The sequence below is a fragment of the Varibaculum prostatecancerukia genome, assembly GCF_943169825.2.
In the GTDB taxonomy this organism is placed as follows: domain Bacteria; phylum Actinomycetota; class Actinomycetes; order Actinomycetales; family Actinomycetaceae; genus Varibaculum; species Varibaculum prostatecancerukia.
The window spans coordinates 769,657-794,518 of sequence record NZ_OW968402.1 but is presented as its reverse complement, the minus strand read 5'-3'; the positions used below and the strand labels follow the sequence as shown (position 1 = coordinate 794,518).

Here is a 24,862-nt window from a genome sequence, read left to right as displayed (position 1 = left end):
CGCGGGGGCGGATTTATGCGCGAAGGAGAGATTTTTCCTCCCGCCCAAACTCCGTGTAGATACGTACGCACGAGGGCGGATTTCGCCTCCTGCCCAAAAACTCGCAAAAGACCAGGGTCTTTTACGAGTTTTACGCCCGGAGACTTATAGGTTTCAAGAACTGAAGACTGAGTTTCCGAATCTGACAGCTATCGATGTGAAGTCTGTCTGCTCGGCATAAATCCGCCCTCGCGCGTTTGCGTTTCATGTGCAGGAAATTTACGCCAGTTACCCATGCCTTATGAAGCGGGGATTACCGCGGAAACGAGCCTCATTTAGTCCAAAATTACGGTTGTGTTTGCCTTTGTAGCGCGGAGAAAAGACTTTATCCGAGTGAACCCTGCAGACCGGTCTTAGCAAGAGGATGCGGACGGCGAGAATAATCCGAAATAAGCGCGGGGGAGAGATTTTATCCGAGTGGGTGCGGTGGGCATAAGAATTCGGAAAACGTCGCTACGTTTTCCGAATTCTTGGGCGGGAGGAAAAATCTCTCCCCCGCGCGTACGTAGTATCTACATCCAGTTTTTAGGGCGGGAGGCGAAATCCGCCCCGGCGCATACCCCGCAAGTAGTACCCGCGCAAAATACGGGAATTAGCCGTTGATTTGCTTAAGAATCATTTCGCGAGCTTCACCGGCGTCAGCCTGCCCCTTGGTGGCACGCATAACGCCCCCCATGAGGGCGCCAATCGCCTTGACTTTGCCGCCTTTGATTTGCTCTACCACTTTCGGGTTATCCGCAATCACTTGGGCAACTGCGGCCTGGAGGGCAGCGGTGTCCCGCACGATTTCGAGTCCCCGCGCTTTCATTACTTCTGCGGGGGTGCCTTCGCCTTCAAGTACTCCGGCAATGACTTTACGGGCTAATTTGTCGTTGAGTTTGCCCTGGTCTACCAGGTCTTGTAGCTGCGCTACATCGGAGGGAGTGGCCGCTACCTTTTCGAGCTCCAGATTCTTTTCTTTAGCGATGCGGGAAATCTCCCCCATCCACCATTTGCGCGCAGCCTGCGGCGCGGCACCCGCTGCTACCGTGGCCTCGATAATATCTAATGCGTCAGCGTTTACTACATCCCGCATTTCCATATCGGAAAAACCGTATTCTTCGCGCAGGCGGCGGCGTCTGGCTACCGGCAGTTCCGGCAGGTTGGCACGCAACTCTTCAACCCATTCTTTCGCGGGAGCCACCGGCACTAAATCCGGTTCCGGGAAGTAACGGTAATCTTCGGCATCGGATTTTTCCCGCCCGGCAGAGGTAGAGGAGCTATCCTCGTGCCAGTGACGAGTTTCCTGGATTACTTTACCGCCTTCAGAAAGAATCTTCGCCTGGCGGCGAATCTCAAAGGTAACCGCCTTTTCGATGGCCTTAAACGAGTTCACGTTCTTGGTCTCAGTCCGGGTTCCTAGCGGCGCATCGGGGCTGGGTCGCAAAGACACATTCACGTCAGCGCGCACGTTTCCGCGTTCCATCCGCGCCTCCGAAACGTCCAAAGCCCGGAAAATATCCCGCAAAGTGCGCACATAAGCCGCCGCTACCTGCGGGGTTTTAGCTCCTGCGCCCTCGATAGGACGCGAAACGATTTCTACCAGCGGTACCCCGGCGCGGTTATAGTCGACCAGGGAATAGGCGGCGCCTTGGATACGGCCGGCTTCTCCCCCGATATGGGTGTTCTTGCCGGCATCCTCTTCCATATGGGCGCGTTCAATATTGACCCGGAAGATTTCCCCATCCTCGAGTTCTACATCCACGTATCCGTCATGGGCTATGGGCTCATCGTATTGGGAAATCTGGTAGGCCTTCGCCAGGTCGGGATAGAAATAGTTTTTGCGCGCGAACCGACAGAAAGGTGCAATCTCGCAGTTCAGTGCCAGCCCGATTTTAATCGCGTATTCCACTGCCCGCTCATTGGCTACCGGCAGGGATCCGGGCAACCCCACCGAAACTGGGGTTACCCGGGTGTTGGGTTCACCCAGCGAAGAATTGGGGGCGCTATCAAACATTTTGGTTTTGGTGCCTAGCTCGACGTGGACTTCCAGCCCCAATACCGGATCAAACTCGGCTACTGCATCTTCGTATTTCATTAAGTCGCTCATTGCTTCTCCTCTACTTCACCGGGCAAGCAGCCGGAACGTCGGTGCCGCAGGCATCAACTGCAGCTTGGGCTACCTGATACATCAGGGCGTCGGCGCGCTGGGGTGCCATCACCTGGAATCCAATCGGCAATCCCTGATGATCCAGCCCGATGGGCACGCTAATCGCCGGGATCCCCGCTAGGTTCGCAGGAATAGTGGCAATATCGCAGTTATACATGGTCAGGGGGTCACCAATCTTCTCCCCCAGTTTGAAGGCTACGGTGGGCGAAGTGGGCAGCACCAACGCATCTACCTGCGAGAACGCCTTGGCATAGTCTTCTTGCACCAAAGTGCGTACCTTTTGGGCGCTGCCGTAATAGGCGTCAAAGTATCCGGCAGACAATACGTGAGTACCCAAAATAATCCGGCGTTTCACTTCCGCCCCGAACCCGGCTTCCCGGGTAGCAGCCATTACGGTTTCCGCAGTCACCGGCCCCGAGGTCGGCTCCACCCGGATTCCGAAACGAATACCGTCAAAGCGTGCCATATTAGAAGAAACTTCCGCCGGCATAATCAAATAGTAGGCGGCGAGGGCATCTTTAAAGGAAGGCATATCGATTTCAGTAACCGTAGCTCCCCGCTCTTTCAAAGCCGCAACCGTGTCGTTAAAGGCGCGGGTCACGTCCTCTTCGTAGCCGTCTCCACCGGCTTGTTTAACTACCCCTAGGCGCAGCCCGGATAGATCAGTTTTACCTTGGTATTCCTTAACCGCCTCTAGCAAAGCCGGAACCGGCTCATCCAAAGAGGTGGAGTCAAAGGGGTCATGCCCGCCCACAAGTTCTTGTAGCGCGGCGGCATCCGCAACCGTACGGGTCACCGGACCAATCTGGTCTAGGGAGGAGGCCATGGCTACCAGACCGTAACGGGAAACCGCCCCATAGGTGGGTTTGGCGCCTACGGTGCCGGTGACCGAACCGGGCTGGCGAATTGAGCCGCCGGTGTCGGAACCTAAGGCTAAAGGAACCATGAAGGAGGCGACTGCCGCAGCTGAGCCGCCCCCGGAGCCACCGGGAATCCGAGATGGATCCCAAGGGTTGTGGGTGGGGCCGAAGGCAGAATGTTCGGTGGAAGATCCCATCGCGAACTCGTCCATATTGGTTTTGCCGATAATCGGCAGCCCCGCATCCTTGATTTTTACAACTACCGTGGCATCATAGGGAGGCTTCCAACCAGCCAAAATCTTCGAGGAACAAGTAGTTTCCTGGCCGCGAGTAACCATATTGTCTTTCAAGGCAATCGGCAGCCCTGCCAGGGGATGGAGTTCTTCCCCGTTCTTACGAGCCTGATCCACGCGGCGGGCAGTTTCTAGGGCGCCCTCCGGATCTAGATGCACAAATACGTTTAGCTCCGGGTTTAACTGTTCAATCCGATCCAGGCAAGCCTGGGTTAGCTGCTCGGAGGTTAGTTCTCCGCCACGCAGCTTTTCTGCTAGCTGCAGCGCTGAAAGTTTCAAAAAGTCTTCCACGGTTACTCCTCCCCAATGATTTGCGGTACCCGGAACTGGCCATCCTCGGCCAAAGGCGCCCCGGCCAATAGTTCCTCCCGGTCAAGGCATTTTCCTGGCACATCCGGGCGGAGCACATTGCTCATTTCAATCGGGTGGGAGGTGGCTTTGGTATCTGGACCTACAGCCTCGGACACGGTGGCAACCGCCGCCGCAATCTGCCCCAGCTCCCCCGCGAACTGGTCTATTTCTTCATCAGTGAGTGCGATCCGCGCCAAAGCGGCTACGCGCACTACTTCATCCCTATCAATTGTCGACATAGCCCCAGTCTAATGCCCGCGGCACTCCCGGTCATATTACGCCCCGGAGCCCGGGTGCGTCCCGCCTAAACGAAGAAGGCCAAGGGACGTAAAAGTCGTTCCGCTATCCGGGCGATAAAGGGACGCTGATTCCACTCGTGGCGGCTAATCGAGCGGGCATTTAAAAGGTCAGTAAAGAAAATATTCTCCATAGTTGCCGCTAACGGGCGGGAAGTAATTGACATATTTATTTCGTGGTTCCCGGTCATCGATAGCCGGTCGATATTTGCAGTGCCAATAGTGGACCAGTATCCGTCGATAACTGCGGTCTTGGCGTGGATCATCACATTGTCGTACAGCCACAGTTCCACCTGGTTATCGAGCAGGTCGGTCAGATAGGAACGGGAAATCCAGTCCGCAATAATATGGTTTGATTTTGCTGGTACCAGTACTTTTACATCTACCCCGCGGCGGGCAGCATCGATGAGGGAACGCTGAATTACCCGATCGGGAACGAAATACGCCGAAGTTATATAGGCGGATTCTTGCGCTTTATCCAAGGCGTTCACGTACATTCCGCGTACCGGAAATAGCAGGCGTTTCGGGTCATTAACGCAGGCTTGGATTTTTGAATTCCAAGACTTGGCGCGCGGGTCTCGCACTTTCTTTAGCCGTAAATGCCATTTTTGAGCATAGTTCCAAAAGTCGAGGAACGCGCTCTCTAGCTCCCACACGTTAGGGCCACTGATCCGCAGGTGGGTATCTCGCCACTGGTTCTCCAGATAATAGGAGCCGATGTTATATCCGCCTACGAATCCCACCTTGGAGTCCACTACCATGATTTTACGGTGGTCACGCGCCGTGTGCTTCAGCGAATACCGCAGGACGTGCAGGTTTTTTAGGCGAGGAAAGCGGAAGAAACGCGGACTGACGACCAGGTTACCAAAGTGATCCCAAATGATGTAGACCTCGGCGCCACGCTTAGCTGCCCGAATCAGCGCCTCTTTGAACTGCTGACCAATTTCGTCTGATTTCCAAATAAAAGTTTCAAAAAATATCCGCTCTTTAGCGCCATCAATGGCCGCCAGCATATCGCGGTAAAGAGTTTCCCCATCCGTATAGGTTTTTAGACGGGAACGATCCACGCGTAGCGGTTCATTATCAACCTGAGGATAACCACCCGGTTTACCCGTTTGCCGCAGTTTACGCAGCTGGTCAATCGACACGATGACCGAAATCGTAATGGCCTGCAGCGTTGCAATCACCGCACTTGCGATTTTCAAACCTCGCAGCAGCGGCGGGATCGTTTTCTTCGGGATCCGGAACATGGTAACAACTCTAGCGCGTAGCCGAGGCGCTTCGCAGAACAAACGCTAGAAAAGGCTATCAGCACTCTCCGTAAATTCTTCTTCCCCAGAAGGTGAGATTTTCACCGACGAGGAGGAGTTCGGGGTTTCCAGAGCTTGCCCGCCTCCTTGCCCGGCTTGGGCAAGCGTAGCCTCCAGTCCCTGCTCAATAAGCTGCGAAAAATACTCTTGCGGCAGGCAGGCAACCCCAAGTTCGCGGGCTTTGGTCAGTTTAGACCCCGCCTTTTCGCCGTAAACCAAAAGGTCAGTATTTTTCGATACCGAGGACGCCGATTTTCCACCCGCCCGCATAACCGCTTCTTTAGCCTCGTCCCGGGTAAAACCCTCTACCCGTCCCGAAACCACCACGTTTAGCCCGGAAAGGGTTTGCTCTCCGCTTGCGGCGCCCTCCTCGCGCATAACTACCCCCGCTTTTTCCCAGGCAGCTACGATTTCTTGATGCCAATCAATCGCGAACCAGCTCTTTATGGAGGAGGCAATTTCGGCGCCAATATCGTCTACGCTGGTTAACTCATTTTCACTGGCGCTAGCTATCGCCTGCAGGGAACCAAACCGCGCCGCTAATGCCCGGGAGGCTTGCGGACCGAGATGCCTAATTGAAAGCGCCACTAAAATCCGCCACAGCGGCTGGGTTTTCGCTTTTTCTAATTCCTCCAACAAGAGTTTTCCGCGTGCCCCCAAGGTGGCGGCCTGCGGGTCTCCAGATCCGAAATAGGCAGCATAAGCCCAGATTTGGCCACTCTGCAGCAGCTTGCGGCTAAGGGCTGCTGCCTCTTTTTTATTTTTGCCGGCGGCCACTAGCTGAGCTGTAAGCGTCTCCCGGTCCCCCTTGGTCACCTGTTTTTGGTTCCAGATTCTTACCTGTAATAGCTGCCCAGCATCTAAATCGAATACCCCGGCCTCTAGCGGGAGCGCGGGAGCAGCGGGCGCCGGTAGCAGCGACTTGGCCTCTTCCGATGGCTCGGTAGCAGCCGGGTCCGCTTCGGAACAATAAACATATTTGCCCGCTACCGCTGCTGCTGCACCTTGGGTGAGGGCAAGCGCCACCCGTTCGCGCTCAGCCTCAGGCATAGTGAGCGCCGCCGCGGACTGCTCCCCCAGACCTTCAATATCGAGGGCGCCGCGCGAAGCTAAGAAAATAAGACGTTCTTTGATCTGTGCGGGGCAATGTCTCTGATTGGGGCAGCGTAGATCCTTGTCCCCCTCTTTTTCAGGGCGAATCTCGCTCCCGCAGGAGGGACAGTGCCCCGGCATTTCCCAATCTTGTTCGCTGCCGTCCCGCAAATCCACTACCGGGCAGACGATTTCGGGGATCACATCCCCGGCTTTACGCAGCACCACCGTATCCCCGATTTTTACGCCTTTGCGGCGTACCTCGAAGGGATTATGGAGGGTTGCCCGCTCCACATTCGAGCCATCTACCAGTACTTTTTCCATTACTCCGTAGGGGGTTATCCTGCCGGTGCGCCCTACCCCTACCCGGATATCTAGCAGCTTGGTGTGGACTTCTTGGGGCGGGAACTTGTAAGCGACTGCCCAACGGGGGGCGCGGGCAGTAAAGCCGAGGTCCCCCTGAGTTTTCAGGTCTTCAATCTTTAGCACTACCCCATCGATTTCGTGGCTAATCTCGGGACGGATTTTACCGATATGGGTAATAAACTCCTGGATTTTATCCAAACCCCGCAGCGGGCGGGTATATTCGCTGACTGGCAGCCCCCACTCGGAAAGCTGGTGATACCACTGCAATTGGGTGGTGGGCGGGGTAAAACCGGCAGTTAAATCTGCCTCTTTCCACTGCACTTTCCCGATTCCATGGGCAATCAACGCTAACGGGCGAGCCGCAGTTATCCGGGCATCTTTTTGCCGCAGCGACCCGGCGGCAGCATTGCGGGGATTAACGAAAGGGGGCTCCACCTTGGTGGGCAGTCCCGCTTTTTGTCGCTGCGCGCGCCAAGCAGGCAGTTCCCCCGCTTTCTTAGCTTCGCTATAGTCCTCCCACCAGCCAGCTCGCTGTTCATTTAAGCGGTGAAAATCTGCCAGCGGAAAATAGATTTCCCCCCGGATCTCGCAAAGCTCGGGCACGACCTTTCCGCTTAGTTTTTGGGGAATGTTAGCGATAGTGCGGATATTGGCAGTCACGTCCTCACCCACGCTCCCGTCCCCGCGAGTGGCTCCGATGGCCAGGTTCCCGTTCCGGTAAGTAAGATTGACCGCCAAACCATCGATTTTTACTTCCGCGCTCACCTGCGGATTTTCTTCCCCGGTTGCCTGCGCCATCCGCTGATACCAGCTAGAGACCTCTTCAGTATCGAACACATCATCGAGAGAAGCCATCCGCTCCAGGTGAGTGACCGCAGAAAACGTTTTTTGCGCGCTCCCCCCTACAGTTTGAGTAGGCGAATCGGGGTTTATTAGCTGCGGAAAACGTCCCTCCAGTTCTTCTAGCTGGCGAAACAACTGGTCATAGGCAGCATCAGAAAGCGTGGGACGATCGCGGTCATAGTAGAGAACCCGCGCCTGGTTAATCTGAGCAACCAGGTCTTCCCACTGCTTTTGCGCCTGTGCCAATGCCTCTTCGTATTCGCTCGCCATGGCTTCATTTTCCCCTTTTTATTCAGAAAAGAAAAAGCATCCGCGCCGCAAAAGTTTTCCACAGGTGACCAGAAACTTTCGCAACCGCGCTGCCTTTAAGGCTAGGTTAACCAGGTGAGTTTGGAATCGGTGCGGCAAGCCCTGGCAGCTCCCTGCCATTTGCAGGTCGAGCGCGGCCCTGCTGCCGGCTTGGTGCTGCCCCTGAAAGGTAGCTATTGCAGTATCGGTCGCCAACAACTTGCCGATCGAGAGGTGTCGCGCGATCATCTACTTTTTATCTCCAGGAACGGCCGACTGCGGGTTAGGGATCTGGGTTCTCGCAATGGCAGTTTCCGCGGCAAAACCGCCACGGTCTTTTCTCGGCTGCGATTTGAACAAGAAATCGGTACTTCCTCACGTATTAGAGCAGGTAACACTGTTCTAAAGGTTTCACCCCGGCCTCACCGCCTAACCGTGCCCTCCCCGCATCCAAGATCGGGAGTTTCCTCTTGGAGACAGTGGCTGTTCTTGCCAATGCTGATTTTCTTACCTATTTCTCTTGCTTCGCTGCTGCGGATTCCCCGGATTTGGGGACTGATTTTGATAGTAGCCTTAGCTGCCGGTGCTGTGGGTATCTGGCTGTATCGCCGCCCCCGCCCGGTGACTCCTGCACAACTATTACTGGTAGCCAGCCAGCCAAAACGTTCCGCTGCATCCCTAGCAGCCACCGAACCCGCATCCCGGGAGGTTGCAGCCTGGATTAGCCCCCATAAAGTAGTGCGCGCCCTCCCGGGAGATAAACTTTGCTTTACCGGTATCTATGCCCGCGAGCGTGCCCTATGGTGGGCGGCACAACTGGCGTGGCAGGAGAGCTCCCGCTATCACCTAGATTTGCAGCTGCATCCGACCGATTTAACCGTCGACAGCGACCATCTTGTTGATGATGCCGATAAAGCTAAAGATCAGAACCTTAAGGAGGACCTTTTCGTTTCGGGGAGTTCCCAAGACTTTAGTGCTTCGGAAAGCAACCAGCAATCTCCGAGAGTAATCGTGGTTTCCCCCTCGAAAAAACCGCAAGCAAACGGGAACGATATTTGCATCACCTGGGCAGACACCCCCGGCGAGGCGGCGGTGTGGGCGAATCGGATTGTGCAAGTCCCGTCCCATAGGCGCGCTACTCGCCACGCGGATTTACCCTCCTTGGCCTGGTGCCACCTCCTTGCTGACTCCGGAAAAACCTCCAGGCAGGCGCAACTAGCTGATGAAGTTACTTTTGAGCAGCTATGGCCAAAATTCATGGAAGCTGGCAATCCTTTAGTAAGTATTGCTGCGAACTGGAAACAGTCTCAGTCTCTGCGAGCTCCGGTGGCACGGGACGCCCACGGAATCAGCTATCTGGATTTAATCAAGGACGGGCCGCACGCCCTACTGGCAGGAACCACGGGAGCCGGAAAATCGGCGGCGCTGACTACCTGGCTGCTTTCTATGGCGCTATCTCATCCACCCAGCAAACTGCAATATGTGCTGGTGGACTATAAGGGCGGGGATGCTTTTAGCAAATTGCAAGCTCTGCCGCATGTGCTGGGGATTTTAACTGACCTGGAACCGGCGCTCACCAGGCGAGCCATCTTGTCGCTTAACGCCGAGATCAAGTACCGGGAGCAGCACAAAAACCTGCCGCATCCCCGAATTGTAGTGGTGGTGGATGAATTCCGGGTGCTGGCGACCGATCACCCGGATTTGCTTGATTCTTTGATTCGATTGGCAACTTTGGGACGCTCGCTGGGGATTCATCTAATTTTGGCTACTCAACGCCCTGCGGGCATAGTTGATGGACAGATCAAGTCGAATATGGCGCTGCGGATTTGTTTGCGAGTGTTGGAAGCAGCCGATTCTTGCGATGTGGTAGGCGATGGGCGTTGCGCAGAGCTGCCGGCTATTCCTGGCCGTGCCTGGATAAAATCAGCCCTCGACGCCAGCGGAAAACTGGTGCAATTTGCTTGGATTCCGCAGGTAAGTCAGGCAGAACGGATTGCCAAATGGTGTCGAGCGGCTTGGAAGCCTACCTGCCTGCCGCATTTTCCTTGGGCTCCGCCGCTCCCTGCCCGAATCGGGTTATCGCAGTTGCCAGCAGGAGCGGGAAAAGTTGTTTTGGGGTTAGGTGATTATCCGCGTCGCCAGAAAACCGCACCTTTGACCCTGCCGTTACCATTTTCTGTGCACCTAGTAGGTTCAGTGGGGTCTGGTAGAACCTCCTTAGCTTTAATGTTAGCGCTACAGCTGGCCAATAGCGCCCGGGAAGTCCACGTTATTTGCCGTTCTGCCCGCCAGTTTTTCGGCCCTTCTTTTCAGGCTCATCATGAAAAAACCTGGCCAGGGACTATCGCCAGGAGCCCACAAGTGAGCTTCGAGGTGCTAAAACGCGCCAGCAGCGGTCGGTTAAGTGGAACCCTGATTATTGATGACTGTGAAGACTGGCTCGATGCTTTAGAACGCGCCTATGGCCCGCTCTCCGGTAGTGATCTGCTAGCGGGGCTGTGTCGACAAAGTGAAGCTCTAGGGATTTCCCTGCTGATAGTGTCCGGGCCCGCCGGGGCGTCTTCGCGTATTTTCCAGGGGTTAAAAACCCAGGTAGTAGGAGGGATCCGCGATAGTATCCAGGCAGCGCAGGCCGGTTTCAGCCCACAAGCTTTGGAACAGATTAGCGGAGCAGGAGTTTTTGTGTTTTCTCCTGGTGGGAAAGCTACTCCCTTCCGGGCAGCCGAGGCGCCTGCCCCCTGCCCAGAAAAATTTGTGAAGCTTCCTAATCTTCGTCTTCGCGCCCTCCCCTCTTGTTTTTCGCTTCCACCTCCCCTAAAGTCTGGCAAGCTGGCAAGCATTTTTGCCCAGGGGTTAACGGGAGCAATAGGCCTGGAGGAATCCGATTTACAGCGCGATTGGTTAGTTATCGGGGAAAGCGGCACCGGGAAAACCAATGCCGTCCAGTTACTTAACGCCTTTATGCCTCAGCATCAAGTGCTGGAGGACTTAAGCTCCCACGATTCCCGCTGGAGCCAGCTAACTGCGGATCCGGAGCTGTCCTTTGATATATCGATGCCGGATGTAGCTTCCAACCTAGAGCCAGGAAGAGATAGCACAGAATCGTCAATGGTGCTTGCCAGCGTCAGTCCCCAGGTGCTGCAGACAACTTTTTCCGGTCCTCTGGCGGAACTGCGACAGCGAGCGATTTTGATAGTTCTAGGTAGTGCTTCCCAGTGTCGTCCTTTCTTGAAAGGCGTTGATTACCAGGCGCTCCCCGACCAGGTAGGGTTAATTCCCGGACGAGGAATGCTGGTCAAAGATGGTAAAGGTTTAGCCATCCAAATGGCTATTTTTGCTAAACCTTGCTAAAATTTTCTTCTTTTGTGACACGTTGCACGCGAAAACTCAACTCTGATCTGTTAAAACCCTTGATTTATCTGCCGTTAACTAAAAAAATAGTAAGTAGCAAAGGAGCTGCCCGCCAAGACAGCGTTCTGTGCGGGCAGTTACCCGCAAACACGATACTTATTGTTAACCTGCAAAGGAGACGCAGATGGATTGGCGTTCACGCGCTGCCTGCCTAGAAGAAGACCCCGAGCTCTTCTTCCCAATCGGAAACACCGGTCCGGCTATTGCCCAAGCTGAGCGCGCAAAAATGGTGTGCGCCCGCTGCGAGGTAGAGTCGATTTGCCTGGCGTGGGCCCTCGACAACAACCAGGACGCCGGAGTGTGGGGCGGTAAAAACGAAGATGAGCGTCGCAGCATGCGCCGCCGGAAGGCTCGTGCCCGCCGCACCTTCTAAGCTAAAAGACCAAAACTAATAACTCTCTGTTGCCCGTTCCCGGAAGCGAGTAACAGAGAGTTATTTGTATGTCTTCTCGGCTTTGCCCGCGGTGCCACGGAAAATAGCTAAGCTTCTTTCCCTGGTTATCGGGTTACCAAAGTATCCTGCACCCTAGCTAAGGGGCGAGCGCCGATTCCAATTTTTCATCGCCCTTTGAGCTTCGCGTTTATCTTGCTGCTCACGTAGGGTCTGGCGCTTATCCCACTCTTGTTTGCCGCGGGCAAGCGCAATTTTTACTTTTACCCGCCCACCGGAAAAATACAGTTCTAAAGGCATGATGGTGTAGCCTTTCGCCGCGGAATCAGCTGCGAGTTTGTCGATTTCCCGACGGTGCAGCAACAGCTTACGTTTACGTAGCGGGGCATGGTTCGACCAGGTACCGTTAATGTACATGGGGATGTGGGCGTGCTGCAGCCAGGCTTCCCCGCGATCAATCTCTACCCAGGACTCTCTTAAAGAAGCCCTGCCCATGCGCAAAGACTTAACTTCGGTGCCGGTAAGCACCAACCCGGCCTCATAGGTATCTTCGATAAAAAAGTCATGCAGCGCCTTTTTATTGCGCGCAATCATCTGCACCCCGGCATTACTTTTACCTTGGGTGCCGCGACTCTTATCTTTCTTACTCATAGCGTTCCTACGCTATCGCAAAAAACTACGGCAAAGGTATGGGATTTATTACCGTTCCATTCTTCCAGAGCTCGAAATGCACGTGGCACCCGGTAACCCTGCCGGTAGCCCCGGTATAGCCGATGAGTTGCCCCTTGGAAACCTGCGCCCCGGGACTGGTAGCGAACTGCGTCATGTGACGGTAAACACTGATCCAGGAACTGCCTCCCAGCATCCCATGGTTAATAGTGACCGTGTTTCCCCCAGTGCCTTCATAGCGGGTAGAAACCACCGTGCCATTAGCCGCCGCGTATTGTGGTAATCCGCAGCCAGCCGCAATATCAGCTCCCATATGTAGACGACGCTGTCCGGTCACCGGGTGAATTCGGTATCCGAACGGTGACGTTAGGTGCAAGGGGCCTTTAATCGGAGCTTGGAAGATTCCTCCCGCCATATAGCCAGCGCTACTGCTACCCGCGTTTCCGCTACTGGCGCTGCCGCTACTGGCACTGCTGGAACTACTAGCAGCTTGAGAACTGCGGTTTTGGGCATCAATCTGCATAATTCGCTCACGCGCCGCCTGCTGATCTTTTTCAGCTTCCGCTAGCTGTTTAGAAATCTCGCCCTTCTTGGCATCTAGTTCGGCTTCTTGCTTTTTCTTTTCTTCCAGAGTTTGATTTAACTCCTCAAGTTTGGTCTCTTTATCCGCCTTAGCACCATCGGCAGCCTGCAGAGCCGCGTCTGCCTGTTCTTTTAACTTCCTGACCTGAGAGGTTAATTCCCGTTGTTCCGCTTGGGAATTCTTTTGTCCCACAATCTGGTTTTGTACCGATTTCAAGGAATCAGATTGCATCTGGGCAGCCAGCTGCGCATTGCGCGCGTAGGTGCTTAAATCACCGCTATTCTTATCGGAAATAAAGAACTCAAAAGTACCGCCCAAGGAAGGATTGGTATAGGTTTCGCGTGCTACCTTGCCGATATTGCTAAGGTTTTCGCTCTCTCTTTCCTGCGAAGCCGCTAAGGCTTTTTCTACCTGTTTCAGCTGGGCAGTGGCTACTTCCAACTGGTCTTGCGCCTGGGCTTGTTCCCGCGCTGCACCAGCTTGTACCCGCACGGCCTCATCATAGGCTCCCTGAGCGCTCTTTTGGGCGTCTTTCGCATTTTCGAGGGCGATTACCGAGTTGGCTAAATCAGCGCTTACTCCCTCCAAGGAAGAGCGTAACTTGGCTGCTTTATCGGAGGCTGCCTTTTCTTTACTAACCTGGTCGCTGCGATCAGAAGCCATGGTAGTGCCGGCGGCACCGGCGAACACTAGCGCCCCCGTCAACAGGGCGGTGCCGGCTACTTTTCCAAAGCGATTCCTAAAAAACATGGTTACACCTTCGCGTATTTAGCTAGAGAAGCAATGGAAGCAACGATCGAAATAATCAAGGCAGCAGCGACAATCATTCCGGAAAGAATCGCCACCTCCCGCAGGTTCACGAACTGGATAAAGGGAATAGTTTTTTGCAGCCATCCCTGCACCAGGTATTTCACCCCCGCGAATAAGGCTCCGCAGGCCAGCAGCGCACCGACAAGGGCACAGAGGGCGCCCTCAATCATAAAGGGCAGCTGGATAAACAGCCCGGAAGCCCCCTCCATCCGCATAATCTCGGTTTCTTTCTGCCGCGACATGGCGGAAAGCCGAATAGTAGTGACAATCAGCAGGATGGCCGCAATCGCCATTACCCCAGCCAGTCCCCAGGAAATCCGCATCGATTGACTGAAAAGATTCATTAACGGTTTTACTAGCTGCGACTGATCCTGTACCTGTTCTACCCCAGGTTGCCCCGATAACTGGGCAGAAACGATCTCGTACTGAGAGGGGTCTTTCATTTTTATCCGGAAGGCTTGCGGCAACATCTCGGGTTTAGTGGCCTCCCCCAAAGTGGTGTCGCCATATTGCTTTTGGAAATCCGCGTACACCTGGTGGTGATTTTGGAACTCGTAATGGTCAACGTATTGGGACAGGGTACCCCGATCTAATTCGTCTTTGACATCTTGAATCTGCCGCTTAGTAGCCGCCTGACCATTACAGTTCGCTACTTGGTCATCCTGAGCGCACATATATACGCTCACTTCGACCTTGGCGTACCATTCCTTTTGCATCGCGGCCACCTGCATTTGCGCCAGGCCGCCCACCCCTACAAACAGCAGGGAAATGAAAGTTACCAGCACCACCGAAATGGTCATCGCCATATTGTGTCCCAGACCGGAAAATACTCGGCCGAGAATAAACCGCAAACGCATTTTTTCTCCTAGCTACGACTCGATCCGTACACGCCGCGATCCTGGTCGCGCACTACTTTCCCATCTACCAACTCGATTACTCGTTTGCGCAGCTGGTCAACGATTTCATCATCGTGAGTTGCCATCACCACGGTGGTACCGGCGCGATTAATCCGGTCCAGCAGCCGCATAATTCCTAGAGAAGTTTTAGGATCTAGGTTTCCGGTGGGCTCATCGGCTAGCAATATCTCAGGCCGATTGACCATCGCGCGGGCAATCGCGACTCGCTGTTGCTCACCACCAGATAGTTCATAGGGCATCCGTTTTTCTTTGCCTTCCAACCCCACCAGTGATAACACCTGAGGCACTTCGGTTTTTATAGCATGACGCGGCCGCCCAATCACCTGCATCGCCAAGGCCACATTCGCCTGCACCGATTTGTTGTCAAGTAAGCGGAAGTCTTGGAACACAGTCCCAATCTGGCGCCGCAGCTTTGGTACCTTCCAGCGGGACAGCCTGCCCACGTCCTTACCTAGTACCGTCACTTTTCCATGGGTAGGACGATTCTCCCGATAAATCATGGTCAGGAAAGTTGATTTCCCGGAACCTGATTTACCCACCAGGAACACAAACTCTCCCCGTTCGATATTGGTGCTCACATGGTCTAGAGCAGGGCGGGCTCCCCGCTTGTACACCATCGACACGTCGTCAAAAGTAATCATGCATCCCCTACTATGTGTTGGAAGCTTCCGGCACTGACCAACTTAGCGCCTAGGGGCTTGCCATTTGCGCTCACACGCCGATTAAGGGGGGCTTAGTGCCTTGACGTGCTAGTTCTCACTTTCTTCCTGAGCTTTTCGCCAGCGAATCCCCGCATCCAAGAAAGCATCAATATCTCCATCCAGAACTGCGTCTACCTGTGAGGATTCCTCTAAAGTGCGTAAATCTTTCACCATCTTATAAGGGTGCAGCACATAGGAACGCATTTGGTCCCCCCAGGAGGCTTTTACTTCTCCGGCGAGTTCCTTTTTCTTCGCCTGTTCTTCCTCGTGTCGCAACTGCAATAATCGGGACTGCAGCACCCTAAGCGCCGCTGCCCGGTTTTGAATCTGGGATTTCTCGTTTTGCATACTGACCACGATTCCAGTGGGAATATGGGTCATCCGCACCGCCGAGTCGGTAGTATTTACCGACTGTCCACCCGGACCAGATGAGCGAAACACATCGATCCGCAAATCTGATTCCGGAATCTCAATATGGTCATCGGATTCAATCAGGGGAATCACTTCCACCGCGGCAAAGGAAGTTTGCCGCCGGGCCTGGTTATCGAAAGGACTTTGCCGTACCAAACGGTGGGTGCCTGCCTCTACCGATAAAGTGCCATAGGCGTAGGGCGCGTCTACCTGGAAAGTAGCTGATTTTATCCCCGCTTCTTCCGCATAGGAGGTATCCATAACCTGAGTGGGGTAGCCGTGGCGTTCTGCCCAGCGTAGATACATCCGCAGCAGCATTTCCGCAAAATCGGCGGCGTCAACTCCGCCTACTCCGGAGCGAATGCTGACCACTGCGCGGCGCTCATCATATTCACCGGAAAGCAGGGTTTGCACTTCTAGGTCGGCTAATTCTTTATTTAATTTCTCTAGCAGAGAGCGCAGTTCACTTAATACTTCTTCCCGGTCGCTACCCAACTCTTCCCCCGCCATAGCTTTTAGGGTTTGGGCGTCCTCAACACTTTGATCCAAGCGTTCAACCTGGTCGAGCCGAGATTTTAGATGCGAAAGCTGCGAAGTTACTTGCTGAGCATGCTCGGGATCATCCCACAGGTTAGGATCTACACTGGCTTTTTCAAGCTCTTTTATTTGAGCACCTAACTTTTCGGGATCCGTAACCGCCCGAATCTTCTCTAGGGTAGTTTGCGCCTTGCCGAGTTGCTCTTCGTAATCGTATGCCACGCTTCTAGGTTACCTGAGGAATCCCCAGCATAAATAAGCGCTTAGCTTAAAGCCCCAATAGCCAGTTCTAGCACTGCCGCCACCGTTTGCAGGCGAATCTGGTTACGATCCCCGGATAGCGACAGTTCCGTGGTTGCGCCTCCGGCAGGGGTAGTTACCGAGATAAACACGGTACCGGCGCTATGCCCATCTTGACTGCCGGGGCCGGCCACCCCGGTAGTAGCGAGGGCGACGTCGGCGGAAAATAATTTCGCGGCTCCTTGTGCCATCTGTTCCGCTACCACCGGATCTACCGCTCCGGTTTCCTGTAAGCGGGAACGCGAAACCCCTAACACTTCGCTCTTAGTGCGAGTCTGGTAGGTGGTGACTCCCCCGGCTACCACCTCAGAGGCGCCCGCAATATCGCAGAGAGTAGCGCAGACCAGCCCGGCGGTTAAGGATTCCGCACAGGCAATCGTATAGCTGTTTTCACGGAGAATTTCTTGTAGGCGGCGCGCCAGCGCATCTAGTTCTTGATTCATACTTCCATCATGGCACGAGTGCCGGCTGTCTATTCGGTTTCAAAATCTCTATCGGCCAAGGCGGCATTGGTTGCGCTGCGACATTGAGCCGGCGAGTAGCCTTTGCGCGCTAAGAAAGAACCTATCCGCCGCATTGCCTGCGGATAGGTAGCATTGCCCAGCGAACGAGCTTTCTTTTCCGCCAACATCTGGACACTTTCCACCTCTTGCTCAGGGGTAATCTGCGCTAATGCTTCTTGCTGCAGATTGGGGGCGATCCCTTTCCGATTTAGCTCTTGGACGAGGGCTCGCCCCACTAATCCCCGTTCCCGAAAACGGGTACGCACCAGCATTGCCGCATATTCGCGGTCATCTAGCAACCCCACTTCAAGAAAACGAGTGACAATTTCTTCGGTAATCTCCGGCAAGAAACCCGCCTTGGTGAGTTTTTCGCGAATCTGCCCGCTAGAGGCAGCGGTATGATCTAGCACCCGCAATGCGGATTCCCTGGCCGCTTCGAGGGCTTCTGAGCGAGGAAGCTCCGCATTTTTTTGCCGCCTCGCCGCCAGATTCTGGTTTGGTTTCCGGCGGCGAGGGGCTCCAAAATCACTTTCGGGATCGAGATATTTAACCATCTTGACTTAGCCCAGGTTACTTGGCGATATCTCCAGCTGATTCCCCGGCGTCCTCAGCATCATCCTCTTGAATAATGCCCACCGCTTTGAGGATTTTCTCTTCGATTTCATTGGCAAGTTCCGTATTATCTTTCAGATATTGCCGCACGTTTTCTTTACCTTGCCCCAGTTGGTCACCCTCGTAGGTGTACCAGGCGCCCGACTTGCGGATAATCCCCAGATCGGTAGCCAAGTCAATTATGGAGGCTTCGCGAGAAATTCCCTCTCCATACATCAAGTCAAATTCGGCGGTCTTGAAAGGTGGAGCCATCTTGTTCTTTACCACTTTCGCCCGGGTACGCGAACCAATCGGTCCCGAGGAGTCTTTCAAGGTTTCAATGCGTCGCACATCGATCCGGACTGAGGCATAGAACTTGAGCGCTTTACCACCGGTGGTGGTCTCCGGGGATCCGAAGAAAACTCCGATCTTTTCCCGTAGCTGGTTAATGAAAATTGCGGTGGTGCCGGTGGCAGAAAGCGCCCCAGTCATTTTCCGCAGCGCCTGGCTCATTAACCGAGCCTGCAGTCCCACGTGGGAGTCCCCCATTTCCCCATCGATTTCCGCTTTGGGAACTAGGGCTGCTACCGAGTCGATAACTAAAATATCGATTCCCCCGGAACGCACCAGCATATCGGCGATTTCCAGTGCTTGCTCCCCAGTGTCTGGCTGAGCAACTAGCAGCTCATCGGTGTTTACCCCGAGCTTCTTGGCATATTCGGGATCCAGGGCGTGCTCGGCGTCAATAAAAGCGGCATTCCCCCCGGCTTTTTGCGCCGCTGCTACCGCATGCAAAGCCACCGTAGTTTTACCGGAGGATTCCGGGCCATAAATTTCTACAATGCGTCCGCGCGGCAAGCCACCTACCCCTAAGGCAATGTCTAGCGCCACTGAACCAGTAGAGATCACCTCTACCTGGCGATGGGTGTTTTCCCCCAGGCGCATCACTGAGCCTTTTCCGAACTGTTTATCTATCGCCGCTAGCGCCATATCTAGAGCTTGCTCGCGATTTCCGCCTGCATTTACCTGCCGTTTTGCGGTCTTCTTTGCCATGGTTTCGATCCTCTCTGGTTCTCTCCGAACGGTTAATAGGCTGGCCTGGTTTTCTGGCTTGGGGTTCCCCTCTCCGAGGAGCCAAGCTAACGCTACGTATGGCCAAATACGCTTTACAGTTTGGCGATAATCCCTTGGGGAAATATCGTTTACTGCGCGTCTGGGTACAACTCTACCTAGCGAACAGATGTTCGACAAATGAAACACCGGGAAAGAACAAAACGAAGATAAACGAAGCGCTAAGCTGCTTGCGCCCTCCCCAAAAATCCCGGCATCCCCGAATTACTTCCCGGAGTTAAATTCGCCAGCATCCCCTCTGAGCAGCCCTTTTCGCATTAGTTCATTTAAAGCGCGCCGGTCAGCGCGGTGAATGAAACGCAAGTCGGGATCACTATCTGTTTGCACAAGCAATAAATCCCAAACCTGCTGGGGATCTTTCCCCTGGGCTAAAGCTTCGACCGGAGTAGCATGCAAATCTGGTAAATAAAGATCAGAAAGTAGTGACGCCCCGAAAGCCTGCCCAAAGACAGCTTTCAGGGCGTTGTTGAATTCAGACCGTTTCACCTGGCTAAACTACCGAATGTACCGGTACTTCCGGAACCTGGCGGCGCACTGATAGACCTTCGGCCACAGCTACCCGCAAAGACACTTCCCGCAGTACCATCGCCATCGGCACCTCTAGGGCTTTACAAATAGCAGACAGCAGTTCCGAAGATGCCTCTTTTTGTCCCCGCTCAACCTCGGATAGATACCCCAAAGACACCTGGGCACTGGTAGAAACTTCCCGCAAAGTACGCCCCTGGGATCGGCGCACCATCCGCAAAACTTGTCCGATCTCTTCGCGTAGCAAGGGAGTCTTGTTCCCTGCGTTCTTTTCCGTCATATCCATAGCATATCCCCCTCTTGGCTGGACACCCACAGGCTTGGAACTGCCCACCGAGCTCTTCCTTCGATACTCTCTTCCATTCACGCTTATTTCAACACCGCTACCCATTTTTTCATTCCCTTAAGCGAAAAAAGTGCGGGTGTTCACACCCTAGTGACCTATTTGGCTACCCTATTATTCTTTCTTCCGTCGCCGCATCTCGGAGCGACTAAAAGCAAAACGGGACCCCTCGGCCTTATCTTTCAGCTCGGGACTTTTTTCGATATCGGCTTCTTCCTCCGGATTATTCTCATCTGCGAGGATGTCTTCACTATTCTTAGCTGCAGCGCCACTGGCAGCTGGATCCGGGATATTTACCACTGCCTGCGGGATAGAACTTTTCGAGGATTCCTCGGCTAAGTCTCCCTCTGCTTCTGCGTCCTTATTTTCCTGGACTTTTTGCTGCTCGCGCCGTTGTCTGCGCGAGGGGAACTTAGCTTTATGCTCCCCGCCCGCTGTTACCGAGGTCTTTTCTGCACTCTCAGCACTCTTAGTGACTTTGGGGGCGTTTTTGCTATCGTCCGCAGATTTTTCTGCTACTGAAACCGGCTCTACCGTGGCGGTTTCTTCCGCCGCTTTATCGGTCTCGGGCTTGACTTCACCCGGTTTCTTCCGAGGGATCCAGGTCTTTTTAAAACCTGCGAAGTCATCGATCAGGTCTTGGTCTTCTTCTGCGCCCTCATCACTAGAGTCAGTTTCCCCGTCTGCGTCCACTGCCGCGGCTTTCTCCTTCGATTTGAGCTCTGCCGCGCCTTTACCGATCTTGGCGTGCTTGTGGGCACGGTTTTTCCTTCTACGCCGCCGCTTTAGGGGCTTTTCCGCAGCCTGCTCGTCCTTTTCCGCAGCAAGGTCTGCTTCAGCAGATTTGTCCGTTTCTTCGGAGTCCTCCTCCGCTGCGGATTCGTCTGCCTCTGCAGACTTATCCTGATCGTCGGCAGTTTTCGCTTGCTCTTTATGGTTGTCATGGGCGTCCAGGAAATAGACCATTCCGGAAAGAACCGTGGCGACAAACGCGGCGATTAGGGCGGCTATCGCCAAATACATAACCACTACGCCCACCTGAGTATTGAAGGGGTAGCAAATTCCGGCCAGCATCCACAAGAAGACCATTAAAATCTGTAGACTGGTTTTGATTTTCCCGCCCTTAGAGGCAGGTAATACCACTCCTGAACGCAGCAGATACATCCGTAGCAGGGTAACCGCTACCTCTCGCAAAATTACTACTGCGGTAAACCACCACCACAGATTCTGAAAAAGAGAAAGTAAAACGAAAGCCGAAATCATCAGGGCTTTATCGGCAATCGGGTCAACCAGTTTCCCGAAATCGCTGACCACCCCCCAGCGGCGAGCCAATTTGCCGTCTAAATGATCGGTATAGGCGGCCACGCAAAATACCACTAGCGCAATAATCAGTAAGGTTACTGTCCCCTGCAGAAACTGCGCGATCATCAAGGCGATAAATACCGGCACCAGGATAATGCGCAACACTGTAAGCAGGTTCGGGATTTTTTTCCGCCAAGTTTCCGAAGAAGCTGCGGGTTTCTCTTTGCTTTCCATCAACTACTACCCTAATAGATTTCTGCGCTCTTAAAACGGATTATAGGTGCTTAGCGTCCGGTTAGCTCCCAGGCGTCCTCATCACTGTCGGCTTCCACTTCCTCTAACGGAGGTTCTTCTGCACTCCCGGCGCCATCGTCTACAGAAGAATCCACTGCCGGTGCCGCCGGGGTTTCTCCTCGCAACATGGCCAACACTTTAGGTAATTCTTCCGGCGATACCAGCACTTCTCGGGCTTTAGAACCCTGAGAAGGCCCTACGATTTCCCGAGATTCCAGCAGATCCATTAACCTGCCGGCACGGGCAAATCCCACCCGCAGTTTACGCTGCAGCATGGAAGTCGAACCCAACTGGGTATTTATCACCAGTTGTGCTGCCTCCAACAGGTCATCCAGGTCGTCGCCAATATCTTCAGCAACTTTCGGCTTATCTTCTTCTTTAACGATTACATCCTCGCGATATTCCGGACTGGCCTGCGCTTTCACCGCGTCCACGACCCGTTGAATTTCGTCCTCGCCCACCCAGGCGCCTTGGATACGCATCGGTTTAGGGGTTCCGGCCGGCAGATAGAGGGAGTCACCTTGACCGATTAAGGCTTCGGCGCCACCTTGATCCAAAATCGTGCGCGAATCCGTGATTGAAGAGGTGGCGAAGGCCAGCCGAGAGGGAATATTGGCTTTAATAATGCCGGTAACCACGTCTACTGAGGGGCGCTGGGTAGCCACTACCAAGTGAATTCCGGCTGCCCGCCCCAACTGGGTGATGCGCTGGATAGAAGCCTCTACATCGCGGGGAGCGACCATCATCATATCGGCCAACTCGTCCACCACGATTAACAGGTAGGGGTAGGGGTTGATTTCCCTTTCAGATCCCGGAGGGGGCACTACTGCCCCTTCCCGCACGGCCTGATTGAAAGAATCGATATGTTTATGCCCAAAGTTGGCCATATCGTTGTAGCGGTGATCCATTTCTTTAACCGCCCACTCCAGGGCTTCTGCCGCTTTCTTGGGATCGGTAATAATCGGGGTAATTAGATGAGGAATCCCCTGGTAAATACTGAGTTCCACCCGCTTGGGGTCTACTAGGATCAAGCGCACCTGCTCGGGGGTGGCTCGCATCAACAGGGAAGTAATCATGGCGTTTACGAAGGACGATTTACCAGACCCGGTTGCTCCCGCCACTAACAGGTGCGGGGTCTTCGCCAGGTTGGTAACTACATATCCACCCTCTACGTCTTTGCCTACCCCTACCATTAACGGATGGGTGGAGTGGTGTGCCGCCGCCGAGCGCAACACGTCGCCGAGCGCCACGATTTCCCGGTCAGTATTGGGAATCTCGATTCCGATGGCGCTCTTTCCGGGAATCGGAGATAAAATCCGTACATCCGCGCTGGCCACCGCGTAGGCAATATTGTTTTTGAGGTTAGTAATTTTCTCTACTTTTACCCCTGGCCCCAGTTCCAGCTCGTAGCGGGTAACCGTAGGTCCGCGAGAGAACCCGGTAACTTCCACATCCACCCCGAACTCGGCGAACACTTCCTCAAGGGCAGATACGACCCGGTCATTAGCTTGAGAACGTACCTTATGAGGCTTCCCCTTGACCAGCAGTTCCTCCCCGGGAAGCTCATAGGTTTGTCCATCAGCCAGTTTCATGCCGCTGTTACCGGCACCCGGCAATAACAGTGCGGTTTGCTCGTTGGACTGGTCTTTATTATCTTTCCCGGTAGCTGCGGGTTTGCCCTGACTTAACACCTCGGTTTCTTCCGCGTCAGCAGGCAGTTTCAAGCGGCTGGTTCGCCCATTTGTTTTCGGTTTCGAGGACGCGTCTTGCGGGGTTAAAACGCTGGTAGCGGGCTCGGTTTCTTCTTGGTCTTGATTTTCTGTAGCCGCCGCCATCCGTTCCCAACGCTTCAGCCGCCGGGTGGGAGGTGCCTCGTCCTCCGGGCTTTCACTGCCCGTTCCGGCGGCGTCCTCTTCGCTCGAGGAATCGTCTTCACCCGTAGAAATCTTGTCTTTAATTCGCTTGCTCAGGGCACGCACCGCCTCGAAAGCACTGGCCAGAGAAGTATTAGTAGCAATCAGCAAAGAATATAGTCCCAACAATAGCAGCAGGATTACCGCGCCTACCGGGGAAACTAGAATCTGCAGCGGGTGCCCAAATAGCCACCCCAAGATACCGCCCGATTTTTCGATCGTCATAAAATCGCTGATAGCCGGGCTAGAACAGGCTACATGGGTGATTCCGGTTAACGCGGCTCCTATCCCGATTGCGCCCAGTAAAATATGCAGCTGGGAGTTTTCCGGATCCCGGTTACGAAATAGGCTAATCGCCGCCCAAACTAAAAGTAGAGGAGCAATAATACTGTAAATGCCCAGTAGTCCCGCCGCTAGGTGATGCAAAGCGCGAGTAGCGAGGGCGTCCATAGAGAACCATTCGGTTAGCGCCGACATAGTGGCCAGGGCAATAAGTAAGAAAGCTACCCCATCGCGCACCCGCGAACTATCATTCAGCGGGGCGCCGGAGTTCTGTTTCTTGCTATTTTTTCTCGCTACCATAACACTGGCACTTTACCTTTCCAGGGTTAAAAGAGGCCGACAGCCACGCCGTAACCACCTAAAATAGCTGTTCAACGCAGTTTAGCTCTTAACTGATTCACCTAGCGATAAATGTTAACTTCGCTAATACGCCGATCGATTTCTTCAATAGTCGGACAGGTATCGTTTCCGATTTTCCCGGCTGCCAACGCCCCCGCCACATTGGCTCTGGCAAGTGCCTGGGTGGGTTCTTGTCCTTTAACCAGTTCCGCCAACAACACCCCGGTATGGGCAGAACCCACCCCTAAAGTGTCAGCGACTTTCACACTGATAGAGGGAACCATGGTTTCCCGCTGAGCATCAATTAACTTGGCACCGTACGATCCGATTCTCTCTACTACCCAGGCAGATTCAGGTAGTTTTTCCGCCACATACCCGCAGCTAAGGTAGCCAACTGATCCTGGTAGGAAGCGAGCCTCGTGTTCATTGCAAGTCAGCACATCCACATGGGGCAAAACCTCGGAAACGTGGCGCGGTTCGATTTGTGAAATCTGGGGAGTTGCTGCCATAACTACCTTTACCTGCTCGGGCAAAGTGGGAAACCAATTGGCCAGCGCCGTGCGATAGGAGGCGTGTGCCAGATCCCCCGCTGAAATATAAACCACGTCCCCGGGGTTCATGGCAACCTTGCTGAGTTCCCGACTGGAAATATCCACTTCTACCCCGGCAGTAAGCACCGATGCATAGTAGCCAGCGGCTTCAATCATCTGGATTTTCATCCCGATATCGCCGACTACTTCTACCGTTTCGGTTCTGATATTTGCTTCTCTGAGCACTTTTCGCGCCTGGGTGGAGTTGGGGCCAGTCCCCAGGCAGGACATATTAACTACCGACACTCCCTGGCGGGCAGCAGCCAGCATTACTTCGGCGGCCTCCCCTACTCCTGGACGCTGCGCGGTACCCAAGACGGTGGTGCCCCGCTCGGGTAGCTGCGCCATGGTTAAGGGCAGGGTCAGCACCACCGCTGCTACCGAAACTAACTTGTTATTTTCTGCTGCCATCTGTTCCACCTTAAACCATTT

20 protein-coding genes are annotated in these 24,862 nt (G+C 54.2%); 2 read left to right on the top strand and 18 right to left on the bottom strand.

All coding sequences use genetic code 11. From position 1 onward, the window contains the following. Positions 1–631: 631 nt before the first annotated feature. The 5 genes from gatB to ligA form a co-directional block, all read right to left on the bottom strand. Positions 632–2,128 (bottom strand): Asp-tRNA(Asn)/Glu-tRNA(Gln) amidotransferase subunit GatB, encoded by a 1,497-nt coding sequence (gatB, locus tag KO216_RS03355; protein WP_215522911.1) that lies wholly within the window; start codon positions 2,126–2,128, stop codon positions 632–634. 10 nt (positions 2,129–2,138) lie between these two features. Next, the gene (gene gatA, locus KO216_RS03350; RefSeq protein WP_215522910.1) at positions 2,139–3,632 is read right to left on the bottom strand and encodes an Asp-tRNA(Asn)/Glu-tRNA(Gln) amidotransferase subunit GatA; all 1,494 of its coding nucleotides are present in this window, start codon (positions 3,630–3,632) and stop codon (positions 2,139–2,141) included. A 2-nt stretch (positions 3,633–3,634) separates the two neighbouring features. Further along, positions 3,635–3,931 (bottom strand): Asp-tRNA(Asn)/Glu-tRNA(Gln) amidotransferase subunit GatC, encoded by a 297-nt coding sequence (gene gatC, locus KO216_RS03345; protein WP_215522909.1) that lies wholly within the window; start codon positions 3,929–3,931, stop codon positions 3,635–3,637. 65 nt (positions 3,932–3,996) lie between these two features. Continuing rightward, entirely contained in the window at positions 3,997–5,238 is a 1,242-nt protein-coding gene (locus KO216_RS03340) for a phospholipase D-like domain-containing protein (RefSeq protein ID WP_215522908.1), read from the bottom strand. Between the two features lie 45 nt (positions 5,239–5,283). Continuing rightward, positions 5,284–7,869 carry an NAD-dependent DNA ligase LigA gene (gene ligA / locus KO216_RS03335; RefSeq protein ID WP_215522907.1) on the bottom strand — a complete coding sequence of 862 codons (2,586 nt, stop codon included), beginning with the start codon at positions 7,867–7,869 and terminating at the stop codon, positions 5,284–5,286. Positions 7,870–7,983: 114 nt separating this feature from the next. Between ligA and KO216_RS03330 the strand changes: the two genes are divergently transcribed. Continuing rightward, positions 7,984–11,238 (top strand): type VII secretion EssC family protein, encoded by a 3,255-nt coding sequence (locus KO216_RS03330; RefSeq protein ID WP_215522906.1) that lies wholly within the window; start codon positions 7,984–7,986, stop codon positions 11,236–11,238. A 184-nt stretch (positions 11,239–11,422) separates the two neighbouring features. Further along, complete coding sequence (locus KO216_RS03325; RefSeq protein WP_215522905.1) at positions 11,423–11,671, top strand: WhiB family transcriptional regulator; 249 nt, start codon at positions 11,423–11,425, stop codon at positions 11,669–11,671. A 153-nt stretch (positions 11,672–11,824) separates the two neighbouring features. Here the strand turns inward: KO216_RS03325 and smpB are convergent, their stop codons facing one another. The 13 genes from smpB to KO216_RS03260 form a co-directional block, all read right to left on the bottom strand. Next, positions 11,825–12,340, bottom strand: coding sequence for an SsrA-binding protein SmpB (gene smpB / locus KO216_RS03320; protein ID WP_215522904.1), 516 nt, complete (start codon positions 12,338–12,340; stop codon positions 11,825–11,827). A gap of 25 nt (positions 12,341–12,365) precedes the next feature. Beyond that, positions 12,366–13,691 (bottom strand): M23 family metallopeptidase, encoded by a 1,326-nt coding sequence (locus KO216_RS03315; RefSeq protein WP_215522903.1) that lies wholly within the window; start codon positions 13,689–13,691, stop codon positions 12,366–12,368. Positions 13,692–13,693: 2 nt separating this feature from the next. Beyond that, positions 13,694–14,608, bottom strand: a complete 915-nt coding sequence (gene ftsX / locus KO216_RS03310) for a permease-like cell division protein FtsX (protein WP_215522902.1) — start codon at positions 14,606–14,608, stop codon at positions 13,694–13,696. 8 nt (positions 14,609–14,616) lie between these two features. Continuing rightward, positions 14,617–15,309 carry a cell division ATP-binding protein FtsE gene (gene ftsE / locus KO216_RS03305; protein WP_215522901.1) on the bottom strand — a complete coding sequence of 231 codons (693 nt, stop codon included), beginning with the start codon at positions 15,307–15,309 and terminating at the stop codon, positions 14,617–14,619. A 108-nt stretch (positions 15,310–15,417) separates the two neighbouring features. Continuing rightward, positions 15,418–16,539 (bottom strand): peptide chain release factor 2, encoded by a 1,122-nt coding sequence (gene prfB / locus KO216_RS03300; protein WP_215522900.1) that lies wholly within the window; start codon positions 16,537–16,539, stop codon positions 15,418–15,420. 41 nt (positions 16,540–16,580) lie between these two features. Then, positions 16,581–17,060: a CinA family protein gene (locus KO216_RS03295; RefSeq protein WP_215522899.1), complete on the bottom strand. Its 480-nt coding sequence runs from the start codon at positions 17,058–17,060 to the stop codon at positions 16,581–16,583. Positions 17,061–17,089: 29 nt separating this feature from the next. Next, positions 17,090–17,674 carry a regulatory protein RecX gene (locus KO216_RS03290; protein WP_215522898.1) on the bottom strand — a complete coding sequence of 195 codons (585 nt, stop codon included), beginning with the start codon at positions 17,672–17,674 and terminating at the stop codon, positions 17,090–17,092. Between the two features lie 16 nt (positions 17,675–17,690). Next, positions 17,691–18,764: a recombinase RecA gene (recA, locus tag KO216_RS03285; RefSeq protein ID WP_215522897.1), complete on the bottom strand. Its 1,074-nt coding sequence runs from the start codon at positions 18,762–18,764 to the stop codon at positions 17,691–17,693. Positions 18,765–19,046: 282 nt separating this feature from the next. Next, entirely contained in the window at positions 19,047–19,328 is a 282-nt protein-coding gene (locus KO216_RS03280) for a DUF3046 domain-containing protein (protein ID WP_215522896.1), read from the bottom strand. A gap of 4 nt (positions 19,329–19,332) precedes the next feature. Next, on the bottom strand, positions 19,333–19,653 hold the full coding sequence (locus KO216_RS03275; protein ID WP_215522895.1) for a helix-turn-helix domain-containing protein: 321 nt from the start codon (positions 19,651–19,653) through the stop codon (positions 19,333–19,335). Positions 19,654–19,824: 171 nt separating this feature from the next. Beyond that, positions 19,825–21,246, bottom strand: a complete 1,422-nt coding sequence (gene pgsA, locus KO216_RS03270) for a CDP-diacylglycerol--glycerol-3-phosphate 3-phosphatidyltransferase (RefSeq protein WP_215522894.1) — start codon at positions 21,244–21,246, stop codon at positions 19,825–19,827. Between the two features lie 50 nt (positions 21,247–21,296). Further along, complete coding sequence (locus tag KO216_RS03265) at positions 21,297–23,801, bottom strand: FtsK/SpoIIIE family DNA translocase (RefSeq protein WP_251451777.1); 2,505 nt, start codon at positions 23,799–23,801, stop codon at positions 21,297–21,299. Between the two features lie 101 nt (positions 23,802–23,902). Beyond that, entirely contained in the window at positions 23,903–24,841 is a 939-nt protein-coding gene (locus KO216_RS03260) for a PfkB family carbohydrate kinase (RefSeq protein ID WP_215522893.1), read from the bottom strand. Positions 24,842–24,862 lie beyond the last annotated feature (21 nt).